The sequence below is a fragment of the Thalassolituus sp. UBA3500 genome (assembly GCF_002377545.1).
Classification (GTDB): domain Bacteria; phylum Pseudomonadota; class Gammaproteobacteria; order Pseudomonadales; family Oceanobacteraceae; genus Thalassolituus.
Map to the genome: position 1 here is coordinate 1 of NZ_DFQB01000059.1, position 14,639 is coordinate 14,639.

The 14,639-nt window shown below is 51.9% G+C and carries 14 protein-coding genes; 11 read left to right on the top strand and 3 right to left on the bottom strand.

Annotated features, from left to right (window positions below; translation table 11 throughout):
- The 4 genes from B2R29_RS14420 to B2R29_RS14435 form a co-directional block, all read left to right on the top strand.
- On the top strand, window positions 1–247 hold a 247-nt coding region (locus B2R29_RS14420; protein WP_301181712.1), incomplete at its 5' end, for a hypothetical protein.
- Between the two features lie 8 nt (window positions 248–255).
- Window positions 256–609 carry a hypothetical protein gene (locus tag B2R29_RS14425; protein WP_301181713.1) on the top strand — a complete coding sequence of 118 codons (354 nt, stop codon included), beginning with the start codon at window positions 256–258 and terminating at the stop codon, window positions 607–609.
- Window positions 610–677: 68 nt separating this feature from the next.
- Window positions 678–908 carry a hypothetical protein gene (locus tag B2R29_RS14430; RefSeq protein ID WP_301181714.1) on the top strand — a complete coding sequence of 77 codons (231 nt, stop codon included), beginning with the start codon at window positions 678–680 and terminating at the stop codon, window positions 906–908.
- Window positions 909–1,207: 299 nt separating this feature from the next.
- Window positions 1,208–1,813, top strand: coding sequence for a hypothetical protein (locus B2R29_RS14435; protein ID WP_301181715.1), 606 nt, complete (start codon window positions 1,208–1,210; stop codon window positions 1,811–1,813).
- 51 nt (window positions 1,814–1,864) lie between these two features.
- Here the strand turns inward: B2R29_RS14435 and gatB are convergent, their stop codons facing one another.
- The 3 genes from gatB to gatC are packed head-to-tail and all read right to left on the bottom strand — an operon-like array spanning window position 1,865 to window position 5,120.
- Window positions 1,865–3,313: an Asp-tRNA(Asn)/Glu-tRNA(Gln) amidotransferase subunit GatB gene (gene gatB / locus B2R29_RS14440; protein ID WP_301181882.1), complete on the bottom strand. Its 1,449-nt coding sequence runs from the start codon at window positions 3,311–3,313 to the stop codon at window positions 1,865–1,867.
- A gap of 12 nt (window positions 3,314–3,325) precedes the next feature.
- On the bottom strand, window positions 3,326–4,780 hold the full coding sequence (gene gatA, locus B2R29_RS14445) for an Asp-tRNA(Asn)/Glu-tRNA(Gln) amidotransferase subunit GatA (RefSeq protein WP_301181716.1): 1,455 nt from the start codon (window positions 4,778–4,780) through the stop codon (window positions 3,326–3,328).
- A gap of 52 nt (window positions 4,781–4,832) precedes the next feature.
- Window positions 4,833–5,120 (bottom strand): Asp-tRNA(Asn)/Glu-tRNA(Gln) amidotransferase subunit GatC, encoded by a 288-nt coding sequence (gene gatC, locus B2R29_RS14450; RefSeq protein ID WP_301181717.1) that lies wholly within the window; start codon window positions 5,118–5,120, stop codon window positions 4,833–4,835.
- 131 nt (window positions 5,121–5,251) lie between these two features.
- Here gatC and B2R29_RS14455 point away from each other — a divergent pair, with 131 nt between their 5' ends.
- The 7 genes from B2R29_RS14455 (at window position 5,252) to B2R29_RS14485 (ending at window position 14,605) form a co-directional block, all read left to right on the top strand.
- Entirely contained in the window at window positions 5,252–6,289 is a 1,038-nt protein-coding gene (locus tag B2R29_RS14455) for a rod shape-determining protein (RefSeq protein WP_068435621.1), read from the top strand.
- A 164-nt stretch (window positions 6,290–6,453) separates the two neighbouring features.
- Window positions 6,454–7,299, top strand: a complete 846-nt coding sequence (gene mreC / locus B2R29_RS14460; protein WP_301181718.1) for a rod shape-determining protein MreC — start codon at window positions 6,454–6,456, stop codon at window positions 7,297–7,299.
- Window positions 7,296–7,775 carry a rod shape-determining protein MreD gene (gene mreD / locus B2R29_RS14465; RefSeq protein ID WP_287027305.1) on the top strand — a complete coding sequence of 160 codons (480 nt, stop codon included), beginning with the start codon at window positions 7,296–7,298 and terminating at the stop codon, window positions 7,773–7,775. Before mreC ends, mreD begins: the two co-directional genes overlap by 4 nt.
- Entirely contained in the window at window positions 7,772–8,347 is a 576-nt protein-coding gene (locus B2R29_RS14470) for a Maf family protein (protein ID WP_287027303.1), read from the top strand. The genes mreD and B2R29_RS14470 overlap by 4 nt, the downstream gene beginning before the upstream one ends.
- Before the next feature lie 2 nt (window positions 8,348–8,349).
- Window positions 8,350–9,801, top strand: a complete 1,452-nt coding sequence (gene rng, locus B2R29_RS14475) for a ribonuclease G (RefSeq protein WP_287027309.1) — start codon at window positions 8,350–8,352, stop codon at window positions 9,799–9,801.
- A gap of 11 nt (window positions 9,802–9,812) precedes the next feature.
- Window positions 9,813–13,814 carry a YhdP family protein gene (locus tag B2R29_RS14480; protein ID WP_301181719.1) on the top strand — a complete coding sequence of 1,334 codons (4,002 nt, stop codon included), beginning with the start codon at window positions 9,813–9,815 and terminating at the stop codon, window positions 13,812–13,814.
- A complete protein-coding gene (locus B2R29_RS14485; RefSeq protein ID WP_301181720.1) occupies window positions 13,814–14,605 on the top strand; it encodes a carbon-nitrogen hydrolase family protein in 792 nt (263 codons plus the stop codon). Before B2R29_RS14480 ends, B2R29_RS14485 begins: the two co-directional genes overlap by 1 nt.
- Window positions 14,606–14,639: the final 34 nt, after the last annotated feature.

Genomic DNA, 14,639 nt, shown 5'->3' on the forward strand with positions numbered 1-14,639 from the left:
GCGTGCAGGGGCGCGAGAGGTGACGGGGTTTGGACTGGGTACCGGGGTTGGGGCGTTAGCTGGGAGAATTAGCTTTTCTGGTGGAACCTACCTGGCGGTTCAGGCTGGGCTAACACTTGCGGGCCCCGTTGGCTGGATAGTGCTTGGAGGCATTTTTGCTGGCAGTCTAGCTGTTGGTTACTTTGCAGGCTCGACGTTCGATCGTTTGGGACAAGGCCTGTCTGAACATTTGATGACTAGAAAGTAGAGTAAACAATGGAAGACTTCCTATATTCCGCCCTTTTGGGACTTGTATTACTACTAGCCGTTTTCTGGTTCTATTTTTCCTATGTGACGATTCCAAGAATAGATAAGCGAATGTTGGATGCCGGGGCAGGTCGGGCTTGCCCTGTTGATATCATGGGCTTGCGTGTGTTTGTAATCGCAAACGCAATATCGTTGCCAGTCGGCAATATACTGAATCATGAGCACGATCCATTCATAGATGTATACACAGTTAGGGCTTTTGCCAATAAAAACGACAAATTTGTAGGGTTTATATTAACGATCACCATCTATGCCTTGATTGCTTTAGGCGTTTTTGGATCATTCTTTCTCCCTGAAACCTGATTAGTCAACTATGGATCACCTTGGTAACTATCAATATTCCAAGTGGATTATGAGGAGTGTGGATTAAAATGACGATTGAGGCACTGGTTTTTGTAAGCTTTCTTTCGCTATTTCTTGTATCTGCCATTCTATGGTTTGTCTTCTCTTACGGTGTTATCCCCAAAATTGATAAAAGAATGGTGGACGCCGGCGAGAGTAGGGCATGCCCTACTGATATTATGGGTCTGAGAGTCCTGATGATCGCAACTGCAATCGGCGTACCTATGGGCAACCCGTTGAACCATGATGGGAACCCCTGATCTATGCCCGGAGTATCCGGCCGTATGCTCTTAAAAAGGAAAAGATGATCGGCACTGCCTTGGTAATATCTTTTAATTTAGCAATGTTAATCGGTATTGTTGGCTCTTTTTTTATACCTGATCACTGACTGCTCGCCTAGTTTACAACCTCTGGCTAGTTGAGCCGTAGGATACTATGTTTTCGTTTCTACATGGCCCGGTTGCGCTCTAGTGAAGAAACGACAATATGTCTCGTGTTAGTTACGAGTGGTAGAATTAAATTCTTCGGCTTATGGTCATGCTCAAAAAAGGAGAGATTCATGGATCCCGTATTTACTATTCCATATACCGAGCTAAGGTCGATGGAAATTCTAGACGAGATGATAAAGAAAGTTGCGAAAGGGGTCGCAAAAGAAAAAGGTGAGAAAGTAGGATCTTTAAAGGATGTCTGCTCCAGTCATATTCCGGTATCAAGACAACAAAAGGGTTTCGACTTTATAGTTGTGAGGGAGGAGTTTCTAGAAAATCCAAGAATTTTTAAGACGGTTCAGGTAAAGGGATCTCGTGCCTATTATTCTGACGGAAAAAAGAGCGATAAATTTAAGTACACGCTCTCGTTTGGCAGGTTTAAAGTGCCCGACAACGCAGACTATTTTATATTTATCGGTCTGTTTCCTGACTACTACCATGGCGTGAGAGTAGACAAAGCTGAGTGGAGACCAGTTACTTTGTTACTTACCAATAGTGAGTTAACTGAACTCTTCTCTAGGTTGAAAACCAAAAAAGGCACAGAAGAAACACGTTTCTATACTAGTTTTAACTCACCTGATGAGCTTTACCTAACTCGTGGTAGTGAAAATCCAGAGGGTGAGTCGATCAGCCACTTTCTGATCTCAAAAGAACGCGTACAGTTGTTGTTTTTCTGAGTGTTAGAAGAAGGAGAGAGATGCCTCTCTCCTCCCTTTGGTAGCTCATGTTTAAAGCTCTTCAAGCTTCTTCTTCAGCACTTCCATCACCACTTGCGGGTTCACCCCTTTCGCGGCTTTACGCGTCAGGCCGATAAACGGCCCCATGGCTTTACCGCGTTTTTCTTCTGGCGTAGCCAGGTAGCCTTCCACCAGTTTCGGGTTGTCGGCGAGTACCTTGGCAACAATTTCTTCAATCGCGCCGGTGTCAGAAACCTGCTTCAGGCCGAGTGAATCAACGAGGCTATCCACATCATTACCTTTGCCTTCAACCAGAGCATTAAAGACTTCTTTGGCACCGCCGTTGTTGAGGGTGTTGTCTTTAATCAGCTGCAGAATGCGGCCCAGTTGTTCAGCCGTGATGCTGAGCTCATTGATACCAACTTCGAGGCGGTTCAGTGCGGCAGACACGTCGCCCTGCACCCAATTGGCAGCGAGCTTGTAGTCGCCCGCGATTTTCGCTGCAGTTTCAAAGAAGTCAGCGAGGTCGCGGTTAGCGGCCAGTACGGCGGCGTCAGTGGCTGACAGGCCGTGGTCATTTTCGAAACGTGCTTTCTTCGCATCAGGCAATTCAGGCAGCGTTTCTTTGATCGCGTCGACGTACTCCTGATCAATGATGACTGGCAGCAGGTCCGGGCACGGGAAGTAGCGGTAGTCGTTCTCTACTTCTTTCGAGCGCATGGCGCGGGTTTCGTTTTTGTCGGCATCGTACAGGCGGGTTTCCTGCAGGATAACGCCGCCGTCTTCGAGTACATCCATCTGGCGTTCGATTTCAGTATTAATCGCGCGCTCGACGTTACGGAAGCTGTTCACGTTTTTAATTTCGGTACGGGTACCGAATTCTTTCTGACCTTTCGGACGTAGAGATACGTTACAGTCGCAGCGCATTGAGCCTTGCGACAGGTCGCCATCACATACGCCTAAGTAGGTCACGATGCTGTGCATCTTTTTAAAGTAGGCTGCCGCTTCTTTGGCCGTACGCAGCTCTGGTTCAGAGACGATTTCAATCAGTGGTGTACCGGCACGGTTCAGGTCGATGCCTGACATGCCGCTAAAGCCCTCGTGTACTGATTTACCGGCGTCTTCTTCAAGGTGTGCACGCGTGACGTTAATGCGGCGTGTCTCACCGTCGTCCAGTTCGATATCAATGTGCCCCATGCCGACGATCGGGTGGTGCAACTGAGTCGTCTGGTAGCCCTTGGGCGAATCCGGATAAAAATAGTTTTTACGGTCGAAGACGCTTTTGAGGCCGATTTCGGCATCAATGGCGAGGCCGAATTTTACGGCCATGCGCAGGGCTTCTTCGTTAAATACTGGCAGTACGCCCGGCAGGCCGAGATCAACAGCGCACGCCTGGGTGTTGGCTTCGGCGCCGTAGGCGGTTGAAGCACCAGAAAAAATCTTAGATTTGGTGGCCAGCTGAGCATGAATCTCAAGGCCAATTACGACTTCCCATTCCATCATAAACCTCTCTTATTCAATGCCCTGTGGTGCTTTCAGGTGCCAATCTGTCGCTTGCTGGAATTTGTGGCCAGCATTAAGGATGCGTGCTTCGTCGAAGTAGTTACCAATCAGTTGCAGGCCAACGGGCAGGTTGTTTACCTGACCACACGGCACAGACATACCCGGCAGACCGGCCAGGTTGGTGGCGATGGTGAAGATATCTTCGAGGTACATGGCGACCGGGTCGTCGGTTTTCTCACCAAACTTAAACGCAGGAGTTGGCGAGGTCGGGCTCATGATAACGTCGACATCTTTAAAGGCTTCGACAAAATCATTTTTTATCAGGCGACGCACCTGTTGCGCTTTTTTGTAATAGGCATCGTAGAAGCCCGCAGACAGAGCATAGGCACCGACCATAATGCGGCGCTTCACTTCGTTACCGAAGCCTTCACCGCGTGAGCGGCAGTAGAGGTCTTCGATGTCTTTCGGATCTTCGCAGCGATAACCGAAACGCACGCCGTCCATACGAGACAGGTTGGCTGAACACTCGGCCGGTGCTACGACATAATAAGTTGGTACAGACAGGTGGGTGTTTGGCAGTGAAATCTCTTTCACTTTAGCGCCCATTTTTTCGTATTCGGCGATGGCATTGCGTACCTGCTGCTGCATTTCTGCGCTGATGTCGTCGCGGAAATATTCAGTCGGCAGGCCGATGGTCATGCCTTCGATACTGTCGTTCAGAGTGCTGGTGTAATCCGGCACGTCACGCTCAACACAGGTGGAGTCTTTTTTATCGAAGCTGGCCATGACGTTCATCATCATGGCGGAGTCTTCGACGGTGCGGGTCATGGTGCCGGCCTGATCAAGGCTGGATGCGAAGGCGATCATGCCCCAACGCGATACGCGTCCGTAGGTTGGCTTCAGGCCAGTAATACCACACAGGGCCGCAGGCTGACGGATCGAACCACCGGTATCGGTGGCAGTCGCACCGGGAACCAGTCGCGCGGCTACTGCGGCAGCGGAACCACCGGATGAGCCACCCGGTACACGGTCTTTATCCCACGGGTTTTTTACCGGGCCAAAATAAGATGTCTCGTTGGATGAACCCATGGCGAATTCGTCCATGTTGGTTTTACCCAGTGAGACGGCTCCGGCGTTGCTGAAGTTTTCAACGACGGTTGCGTCGTACGGTGCTTCAAAATTGCCCAGCATTTTTGAACCGCAGGTGGTCAGTACGCCTTTGGTGCAGAAAATATCTTTGTGCGCCATCGGTACGCCTGTCCATGCGGTGGCGTTGCCAGCAGCACGGCGTTCATCGGCGGCTTTCGCTTGCGCGAGTGCTTGTTCTTCGGTGACGGTGATAAAGCTGTTGAGGCCTTTATCGAGGTCTTTAACCCGCGCCAGCAGGTCGGTGGTGATTTCGGTGCTGGAGTATTCTCCGGCGGCGAGATCGCGTGAGATCTCAGCAATAGTCTTGTTGTGCATTCTCAATGTCCTGGAGGCAGAGGGGCTTATTCAACGACTCTTGGTACTAGTCTTATTCAACCACTCTCGGTACTAAGTAGTGCCCTTGCTCGGTGGCCGGTGCGATTTTCTGGAAGTTCTCGCGCTGATTTTTTTCGGTAACGACGTCAGCACGCAGGCGCTGTACCGCGTCCAGCGGATGAGCCATCGGGTCGACACCATTGGTGTCGGCAGCAGAAAGCTGGTCTACCAGGTCGAGAATGTTGGTCAGATTGGTCTGATATTCGGCTATCTGACCGTCGTCGATCTGCAGGCGGGCAAGACTGGCAATTTTGCGAACCTGATCCTGATCCAGAGCCATGGGTTTACTCCAATGAATACGAACGAATATATAAGCAGGCGAGACTACCACAAATGTCCCTTGCCCTAAATCCCCGCCATTGCTAGAGTTACGGCAATTTTTTGCCATATTTGTTTACGGGAACCCGGTGGATGTTTAAGAAGCTTCGTGGCCTGTTCTCCAGTGATCTGTCTATCGACCTGGGAACCGCCAACACCCTGATTTACATGAGAGATAAGGGAATTGTCCTGAATGAGCCATCGGTGGTTGCTATCCGGACTCAGCCCAACGGTAAATCAGTACAGGCCGTTGGTGCCGACGCGAAGCGCATGCTGGGTCGTACTCCGGGAAATATCCAGGCGATTCGACCTTTGAAAGACGGCGTTATTGCCGACTTTGAAGTGACCGAGAAAATGCTCGAACTGTTTATTAAGCAGGTTCATGAGCGCAGCCTGATGCCGCCAAGCCCTCGGGTTGTGGTGTGTGTGCCATTCCAGGCAACCAAAGTAGAGCGCCGCGCGATTCGTGACTCAGTGATCAATGCCGGTGCCAGTAAGGCGTATCTGATATACGAGCCAATGGCTGCGGCGATTGGTGCTGGCTTGCCAGTGGATGAAGCGCGCGGTTCGATGGTTGTCGATATCGGTGGTGGTACGACTGAAATCGCGATCATCTCTCTGAGTGGCGTGGTTTACGCTGAGTCTGTGAAGGTCGGTGGTGACCGCTTCGACGAAGCGATTGTGGCTTATGTGCGTAAGCATTACGGCAGCCTGATCGGTGAAGCGACCGCTGAACGTATCAAACAGGAAATCGGCACAGCTTACCCAGGCGGTGAAGTTCGCGAAATTGATGTGCGCGGTCGTAATCTGGCGGAAGGTATTCCACGCAGCTTCACGCTGAATTCAAACGAAATTCTGGAAGCACTGCAGGAGTCTCTGGCGCAGATCGTTCAGGCGGTAAAAGGTGCGCTTGAGCAGTCTCCACCCGAACTGTCTTCTGACGTCGCTGAGCGCGGTATGGTACTCACCGGTGGTGGTGCTCTGTTGCGTGACCTCGATAAGCTGCTGAGTGAAGAGACTGGCCTGCCGGTGATCGTGGCCGATGATCCTCTGACCTGTGTTGCGCGTGGTGGCGGTAAATTCCTTGAGAATGCGACCGAGCAGCAGCTGGCCATGGCGGCACTTGAGTGATCCGGTTTCAGGGGCCGTTAAGAATGCAATCGCAGCGTTCTTTGCGTATATATCCGTAGAAAGGGGCCGTCAGGCCCCTTTTTCTTTTCCGTATCCGGGCCAGACGGTATAGTTGGGCATGATATTTCAACGAGTGAGGCAGCGTCATTAAAGCTCAGTTTCAGGTGCCCCCATTCCAAGGACAGCGAGTCGGCCTGATCGCAGTGTTTTGTCTTGTTCTGATGTGGGTGGATAACCAATATTCCTGGCTTGATTCCGTGCGTTATGGTGTCGGCTACCTTATCGCGCCGGCGCGCCAGACGGCGGTTATTCCGCTCTCTGTGGCCGAATGGATGAGCGAAAATGCGACGTTACGGCGTGAGCTTCTGAAAGAAAACAAAGTCCTTTCTGCTCGAAACCTTGTTCTTGAGCGTAAAGCACAGCGCATGGCCTCTCTTGAGGCGGAGAACATGTCTCTGCGCGAACTTCTGTCGGCTTCCGACCAGGTCGACGACAAAGTCCTGGTTACTTCGGTCACGGCCGTTGACCCTGATCCATACACCCAACAGATTCTGATTGATAAAGGCGGCAGCGACGGTGTGTTTGTCGGGCAGCCAGTACTTGATGCTTATGGGCTGCTGGGGCAGGTCATTGATGTGCTGCCATTTTCTTCGCGGGTGTTGATGATCGCGGATTCCAACCACGCCGTACCCGTGCAGGTAAACCGCAATGGTGTGCGTGCGATTGCGACGGGCACTGGCGCCCTGAACGAGCTGGAGCTGATTTATGTCCCTAATACGGCTGATATCAAGGTTGGTGATATGTTGGTCAGCTCGGGTCTTGGCGGGCGTTATCCTAAAGGGTATCCGGTCGCGACCGTCAGCAGCATTCGTAATACGCCGGGTGAGTCGTTCGCGACTGTGACGGCAGAACCGACGGCAAAGCTCGATCGCAGCCGTCATCTGCTTTTGGTGTTTACCGACGAAGCCGGACGCGTTCCCCCTGAGCAGTTGTGGAGGAATGAAGAGTGAAATTGCACAGTATTGTGTACGTTATGATCATGCTGTTCGTGGCTTTTGTACTTGAGCATCTGCCTCTGCCTGCCATGGTCGACTGGTTCCAGCCGGCCTGGGTAATGCTGGTTGTGACGGCTGCTGTTCTTGCGGCGCCCTCGGTATTTGGCGTGTGGCTGGCGATACCGCTGGGCCTGATGTTGGATGTTGAGAAAGGTACGCTACTCGGGCTCCATGTGTTGCTGGTGGCGATGCACGTGTATTTGCTGCAGTTGCTGTATCGCCGCATGTATCTGTTTAACGTGCTCCAGCAGGCCGCTGTGCTCTTTTTAATGGTACTGGCAGAGCAGATTATTCATTACTGGTCACTGGCGGTGATGCGCGAAGATGCGACTCCGATCATGCTGCTCGCTCCGGCTCTGACCACGGCCGTACTCTGGCCCTGGGTTTACGTGATTGGTTATCGCTCGCTGCAACGCATGGAGTCTTCATGATTCTCGCGTCTTCATCGCCAAGGCGTCGGGAGTTGCTGACGCAGATCGGTGTACGTTTTCGTATTCAGGCGGCGGATATCGATGAAACTCCTTTTGCTGATGAGCCTGCCGTGGCCTATGTCGAACGCATGGCATTGGAGAAAGCCAGAAAAGTCGCAGAAGGGCATTCGCAGGAAGTGATTCTTGGATCAGACACCAGTGTGATCTTCAACGGAGAAATTCTCGGGAAACCTGTCAATAATCGTGAAGCTGAAGAAACGTTGCAGCGGCTTTCCGGTCAGACCCATCAGGTACTCAGCGCAGTTGCTGTGGTTCAGGGTGACAGAGAGAAAGTGGTCAGCGTGGCCACTGAAGTCACTTTCCGGTCATTGAGTGATGAAGAAATAACGCGCTATGTCGCGACCGGAGAACCTGCCGATAAGGCAGGCGGTTATGGAATTCAGGGAATGGGCGCCATTTTAGTGGCAGGCATTTCTGGTAGTTATAGCAATGTGGTTGGCCTGCCGCTGACCGAAACCGCCGCCCTGTTAAATGAATTTGATGTGCCCATCTGGCATACAGAAGAATTATGAATGTGAACGCAGAGATTTTAATGAACGTGACGCCGACCGAGACGCGTGTCGGTGTAGTTGAGAACGGTGTACTGCAGGAAATCTTTATCGAACGTGAGAATCATCGTGGCCTGGTAGGTAACATCTACAAGGGCAAGGTGGTGCGGGTGCTTCCGGGAATGCAGGCTGCATTCGTGGATATTGGTCTGGAGCGTGCTGCGTTTATCCATGCTGCTGAGATTGGTGATGGCGATGCTAATGCGCCGATCAATCAACTGGTGCATGAAGGTCAGTCGCTGGTCGTGCAGGTAACAAAAGACCCTATCGGTACCAAGGGCGCCCGACTGACGACACAACTCTCGATTCCTTCGCGTTATCTGGTCTTTATGCCGGGTTCGGTGCATGTCGGTATTTCTCAGAAAATCGAAGAGAACGGTGAGCGTGACCGACTGAAGCAGTTGGTCAAAGACAGCATGGAAGTCGAAGGTCTGACTGGTGAAGCGGGTTTTATTCTGCGTACGGCGGCAGAAGGCGTTGGCGAAGAGGAAATCGGTGCTGATACCAGTTATCTGCGTCGTTTGTGGCGAAAGCTGCAGGAGCGCATTGCGGACAACAAACCGCCGAGCCTCGTATACGATGAGCTGCCTTTGTCGCTGCGTACCATTCGTGATCTGTCCCGCCCTGAGACCAGCAAGCTGTTAATTGATTCTCGTGAGACGTTTCAGAAAATAGAGCAGTTCTGTCAGCAGTACGTGCCCGAGGTCGCAGAGAAAATCGAATACTACCCAGGGCCGCGACCCATCTTTGACCTTTACAGCGTGGAAGATGAAATTCAGCGTGCTCTTGAGCGCAAAGTCCCTCTGAAGTCAGGCGGTTATCTGGTGGTGGATCAGACCGAAGCCATGACGACCATCGATGTGAATACGGGTGGGTTTGTCGGTCGTCGAAATCTCGAAGAAACCATTTTTAAAACCAACCTCGAAGCCGCGACTGCAATCGGTCGACAGGTTCGCCTGCGAAATCTGGGAGGTATTATTATCCTCGATTTTATCGACATGACAGATACTGAGCACCAGCGTCAGGTGCTACGTATGCTTGAAAAGGTTCTGGAGAAAGATCACACCAAGACCAAGATCAGTGGTGTCTCTGAACTGGGTCTGGTTGAAATGACCCGCAAACGTACACGCGAATCCCTGGAACACATGCTGATGGAAACCTGTCAGGCATGCGATGGTCGGGGTGTGGTGAAAACGGCAGAGACAATCTGCTATGAAATATTTCGTGAAATTCTGCGTGAAGAGCGCGCGTATGAGGCAGGGACGTATCTGGTTCTGGCCAGTCAACAGGTGGTCGATCGTCTGTTAGATGAAGACAGTCATGGCATGGCTGATCTCGAAGCGTTTATTGGCAAAGCAATTAAGTTGCAGGTAGAAGCCCAGTATACGCAGGATCAGTACGACATCGTCCTTCAGTAACAGGTGTACTGATGTTGCGCTCAGTCTGGACTCAGTTATGGATAACCCTGGTGGTGGCCACTGTGCTGCTCGCCTTTTATACCAGTCTGGGCCGACAACTAATTCCGCTGATTGAAACTCAGAAATCTGAGCTTGAATCGCTGCTGCAACAGCAGTTGGGCTTGCCAGTCAGTGTCGGTACTCTGGAGGGTGACTGGAATCTTCTGTCGCCTGTCGTGCGTCTGGTAGATATTCAGGTCGGTACCGATGATGAGCACCTGAGTGTCGGACGTATTGAGGCTGAGTTGGATATCAGCGCCAGCGCATTTTACTTCTCCCCGGTTTTTAAGCGCATTCTTGTCGAAAATGTTCGCGCTCCTTTGTCTCAGAAAGAAGACGGCCAGCTGTTTCTGGGTGAGCAGCCCTTAATTAATACCGCAAATATTACCGACCCAAAAACAGATAAGGCCGATAAAAAAGCAACACCGCGCTGGCTTGAATGGTTGGGCTACCAGCAGGCTGTCATTCTCAGCGATTGGGAAATCACCAATGCCCGCAGTAGTGGCTCAGAAACGCTTCTGATCCGTAAGGTTCTCTGGCGCAACCGTGGTCAGCAACATGCTCTCGAAGGCGATGTCGCTTGGGGGCGTGAAGAAATTGCTGACGTTTATATCGGCGCCCAGCTCAAAGGACCACTATGGCCGTGGGATGATCAGGAAGGGCAGATTTATTTACGTGCCGATGAACAACAATGGACGCGTTGGATTCCTGAGGACCTGCCGCGCGAACTGTCTCTGCCGTCACTGCGCGGCAGTATGGAAGGTTGGTTATCGATTGCCGACGGGGATCTCGATTCTATTTATGTGCGTGGTGAAGTCCCCGAGCTGATGTTGGATGCACCGGCCAAGCAGCTTGTACTGACCGATGGACACCTCGAAATATCAGGTGAGCGCAGTGACGAAGACTGGCACCTGAGCATCCGTCAGGAGTTCACACAGAACTTACCTCTTAACGAACTTCGCCTCAGCTCTGTGCAGCTTGATGAAGAACGTGCCTGGCACATTGGTATTCCTCGTGCCGATCTTCAGGACGTCAGTAACTTCATACTGGATTACAACCTGCTGCCCGAGCGCTTCAGCCGTTACATCACCAACCTTGAGCCTGAAGGGTTGGCTGAAAGCGTACGTATCAGTCTTGTGCCTGAAGTGGCCGACACCGGCGAGCGTGGTGTCGATATCCGGGCGGATCTGAGTGACGTATCGACCAAAGCGTTTATTGGTATTCCCGCCTTTACCGGGGCTGATGGACATTTGCATCTGCAACCGCAGGGTGGCGTTGCTCATATTGATGACCCTTCGATGAGCATGCACCTTGATGGTGTCTACAACCCGACCTGGCAGTTAACCGACGCCTCCGCGAGTTTTTATTGGGATATTCAGCCGGAGCTTTTTAACCTGCGACTGATCGGCCTCGATGCAGGCTTACGTGATGCCCGGGTTCATGGTGACTTGGCAATTCGTCTACCGCGACGAGACACTGACGTAGAAAGCCATCTCGCTTTGGTACTCGGGATTGATAAGGCGGATATCCGCTTACAGGAAGACCTTGTCCCCGACATGCTCGATCCATCCATTAATGCGTGGCTGGATGATTCATTGCGAGGAGGAACGGCTTCTCAAGTCGGCTTCGTATTGAACGGTGTGATCGGTGGTGACATTCCTGAGAACGGCCTGACCACACAGCTGTATCTCGAAGCCGATAACGCCACTATTGATTATCTGGATGGTTGGCCTTCGGTGGCTGGCGTGAAAGGGCGGGTATTTCTCGACAGCCCTGATCTGGATGCCTGGATTGAGGAAGGACGTACGCTGGGCGGGCAACTGAGTCCGGGCGCGCGGGTTAAATTGCGTGACACCCGAGCCGGTACCGAATTATCTGTCAGTGGTCATATTGAAGGTGACAGCAGTGAAGCACTGTTGTATCTGCAGGAGACGCCACTTGCGGATCTCATTGATCGCTCACTTGATGATTGGTTAGCAACGGGGACCGCGGCAACGGATCTCAGCCTGAATATGATTCTCGGTGATGAGGACGCTACTCCCGATGTTGAATTGCGGAGTGTGCTTCAGAATACCGGTATTACATTAACCTCTGCTGATCTGGCATTCAGCGAGGTGAACGGTGCCCTGACCTTTGATACGGATACTGGTCTATTTGCCGATAAGCTCAGTGGGCGTATTTTCGGTGGTGAGTTTATTCTGGACATTAACTCAGTCGCCACCGGAGACAGCTACCGGATTGACGGTGATGCCTCTGGCAGTGCTGAGTGGCAGTCGTTTAAACAATGGGCCGATTTGTTTTTACTCGACCCCGTTAAAGGTCAGCTGAATTACCGGGCCAGCCTGGGGATCGACCCCGCTGAAGACAATCCGTTTAACCTACTGATTGAATCTGATCTTCAGGGTACCGGGATATCATTGCCTGCACCTATGGGTAAAACACCAGAAGACAAACGTCGTCTCACTGCTCTTGTGACACCGGGAGAAACCATCGGCGTTTCAGTGAATTATGACGATTTACTGAGCACGTCGGTGCGACTCAATGATGCTGGTGTAAGTACAGGTGAAGTGGTGCTTGGTGGTGGCGAAGCGCGTATTGATGATAGTCCCGGAATAGATATCAGCGGACGTATTCCCGGTACGGTTAATGTGTCGGATTGGTGGGATGTCTGGGACCGGATGATGCTGCTTGTCGACAGAGCCGATGAGCGGGCGAAAGCGCAAGGCTTGCCCACCGAGCTGCCTGAAAACACACTGGGAAATACCAACCCGGTAAGCTCTGTAGAACTCACGATTGATGCACTGGATGCCTGGGATATTCCTATTGGCGTGACGCGTGTCTCTGGCGGCCAGGAGTTCGGTGAATGGACGATTCAGCTTGCCAATGAGGTTGCGCGAGGCACCGTTGTTATTCGTGAAGACGACAGTGAACCACTCGTTCTCTTGATGGATTTTGTTCACGTCCCTGAGCCCCAGGAGCCAGCACCTGAGCAGCAGGAAACACTGGCCAGCTCTGACGCGGGAGAAAATTCACCCAATGCTCCACAAAATACAGACCCCATGGCGGAGTTTATTCCGGCGGATGTCAGTGCCATGGATATTACGATTCAGGAGCTCTACTACGGCACCCGTAACTTTGGTCGCTGGCAGGCGACAACGCGCCCAATTCCTTCTGGCTTGAGCTTGCAGGTCCTCGACAGTGATATGAAGGGGATCAAGCTGCAGGGAACACTCGACTGGGTTCTGCGTGAAGGTCAGCATGCAACTCGTATGACAGAGTTTGATGTCAGTGCGAGTAAGGTGGCGGATATTCAGCGCGCTTTCCGTCTGCAGCCAGTTGTAGAGGGTGATAGGCTCACTGGCAAATTCAGTCTCGACTGGATTGGCTCGCCCGCTGGCTTTGATACAGAGACATTAAACGGAAAGGCCAATTTCCGAATTACCGATGGTCGGGTAAATGCGGAAGGCGCTGCGGCCTTGAAAGCTTTCGGAGCGCTGAATTTTAATTCTATTTTCCGACGTCTTCGTCTCGACTTCTCTGACCTGGTAGGTTCGGGGTTAGCATTTGATACTATGAAAGGCGCCGCGAGTATCGAACAGGGTGTGCTGACTTTGAGTGAACCGATTACGGTTGACGGCCCGGGCGGTAAATTCCTGACATCGGGCATGACCAACCTGAATACCACCGAGTTGGATATGAAACTGGCGGTGACTTTTCCTGTCACCAATACATTGCCTCTTGTTGCCGTCCTTGCTGGTTTTGCTCCACCGGTCGCCGCTTCGATTTACGTGACTGAACGGCTTATTGGTGATGAATTGGAACGTTTTACCAGTGCGAGCTATACCATTTCCGGGACATGGGAAGAGCCGGATGTGAAGCTGAATAAAGCCTTCGATAATGATGTTGAAGGTAAGAAAAGCCGTGGCTTTATGGATCGTGTGCTGAGTATTTTTGGATTGGGAGGGGACGACTGATGAGCCGTCGGATTGCAGCGGTACAGTACACCAGTGTCAGTGACCCGGATAAAAACAAACGAGCGCTGTCTGTGTTGATTGCTGAAGCCGCATCTCAGCAGGCAGACCTCGTGCTTTTGCCCGAAATGTGTCTGAGTATGAACAGTGATTATTATCACGAGCTTGCTCAGGATTGCGCCACATTGGAGTGGTTAGGGGCTCAGGCAGCTGCGCATTCTTTGTGGCTGGTGGCTGGCGCTGTTCCTCAGCCCGCCCCAGGTAATGACCCTCGCGTGCGTTCTGCGTCTCTGGTATTTAATCCACAAGGCGAGCTGGTAACACGATACGACAAGATTCATTTATTTGATGTTGAGGTGGGTGACGCGCAAGGGAGCTACCGCGAGTCGGATACGTTTTCGCCGGGAAACGACATTGTAAGCATCGAAACCCCCGTCGGTAATATTGGATTAACGATTTGTTTTGACCTGCGCTTCCCTGAGCAATATCAGGCGTTACGCGACGCGGGAGCAGACATTATTCTTATACCTGCTGCCTTTACGCACACAACAGGAGAAGCCCACTGGGAGATTCTGTTAAAGGCACGTGCGATTGAAACCCAATGCTACGTACTCGCAGCGAATCAGTGTGGCTGGCATGACGATAAACGCCGCACCTGGGGGCACTCTATGATTGTTGGGCCTTGGGGCGACACGCTTGGGATGCTCCACGAATCACCCGGTGTGATCGTTGCTGATGTTGATCTGACGGAGCTGGCCAACGTCAGAAAGAAAATGCCACTCACACGTTCGTAGTGAGCACTTCAAGCGACTGGTCTTGATACAAATT

What these genes read in the sequence shown, in the direction of transcription:
- B2R29_RS14425 (WP_301181713.1), top strand. Translation starts at nt 256, where the DNA reads ATGGAAGACTTCCTATATTCCGCCCTTTTGGGACTTGTATTACTACTA.
- gatC (WP_301181717.1), bottom strand. Translation starts at nt 5,120, where the DNA reads ATGGCTCTGGATCAGGATCAGGTTCGCAAAATTGCCAGTCTTGCCCGC.
- gatB (WP_301181882.1), bottom strand. Translation starts at nt 3,313, where the DNA reads ATGGAATGGGAAGTCGTAATTGGCCTTGAGATTCATGCTCAGCTGGCC.
- B2R29_RS14435 (WP_301181715.1), top strand. Translation starts at nt 1,208, where the DNA reads ATGGATCCCGTATTTACTATTCCATATACCGAGCTAAGGTCGATGGAA.
- B2R29_RS14455 (WP_068435621.1), top strand. Translation starts at nt 5,252, where the DNA reads ATGTTTAAGAAGCTTCGTGGCCTGTTCTCCAGTGATCTGTCTATCGAC.
- gatA (WP_301181716.1), bottom strand. Translation starts at nt 4,780, where the DNA reads ATGCACAACAAGACTATTGCTGAGATCTCACGCGATCTCGCCGCCGGA.
- B2R29_RS14485 (WP_301181720.1), top strand. Translation starts at nt 13,814, where the DNA reads ATGAGCCGTCGGATTGCAGCGGTACAGTACACCAGTGTCAGTGACCCG.
- B2R29_RS14480 (WP_301181719.1), top strand. Translation starts at nt 9,813, where the DNA reads ATGTTGCGCTCAGTCTGGACTCAGTTATGGATAACCCTGGTGGTGGCC.
- B2R29_RS14470 (WP_287027303.1), top strand. Translation starts at nt 7,772, where the DNA reads ATGATTCTCGCGTCTTCATCGCCAAGGCGTCGGGAGTTGCTGACGCAG.
- B2R29_RS14430 (WP_301181714.1), top strand. Translation starts at nt 678, where the DNA reads ATGACGATTGAGGCACTGGTTTTTGTAAGCTTTCTTTCGCTATTTCTT.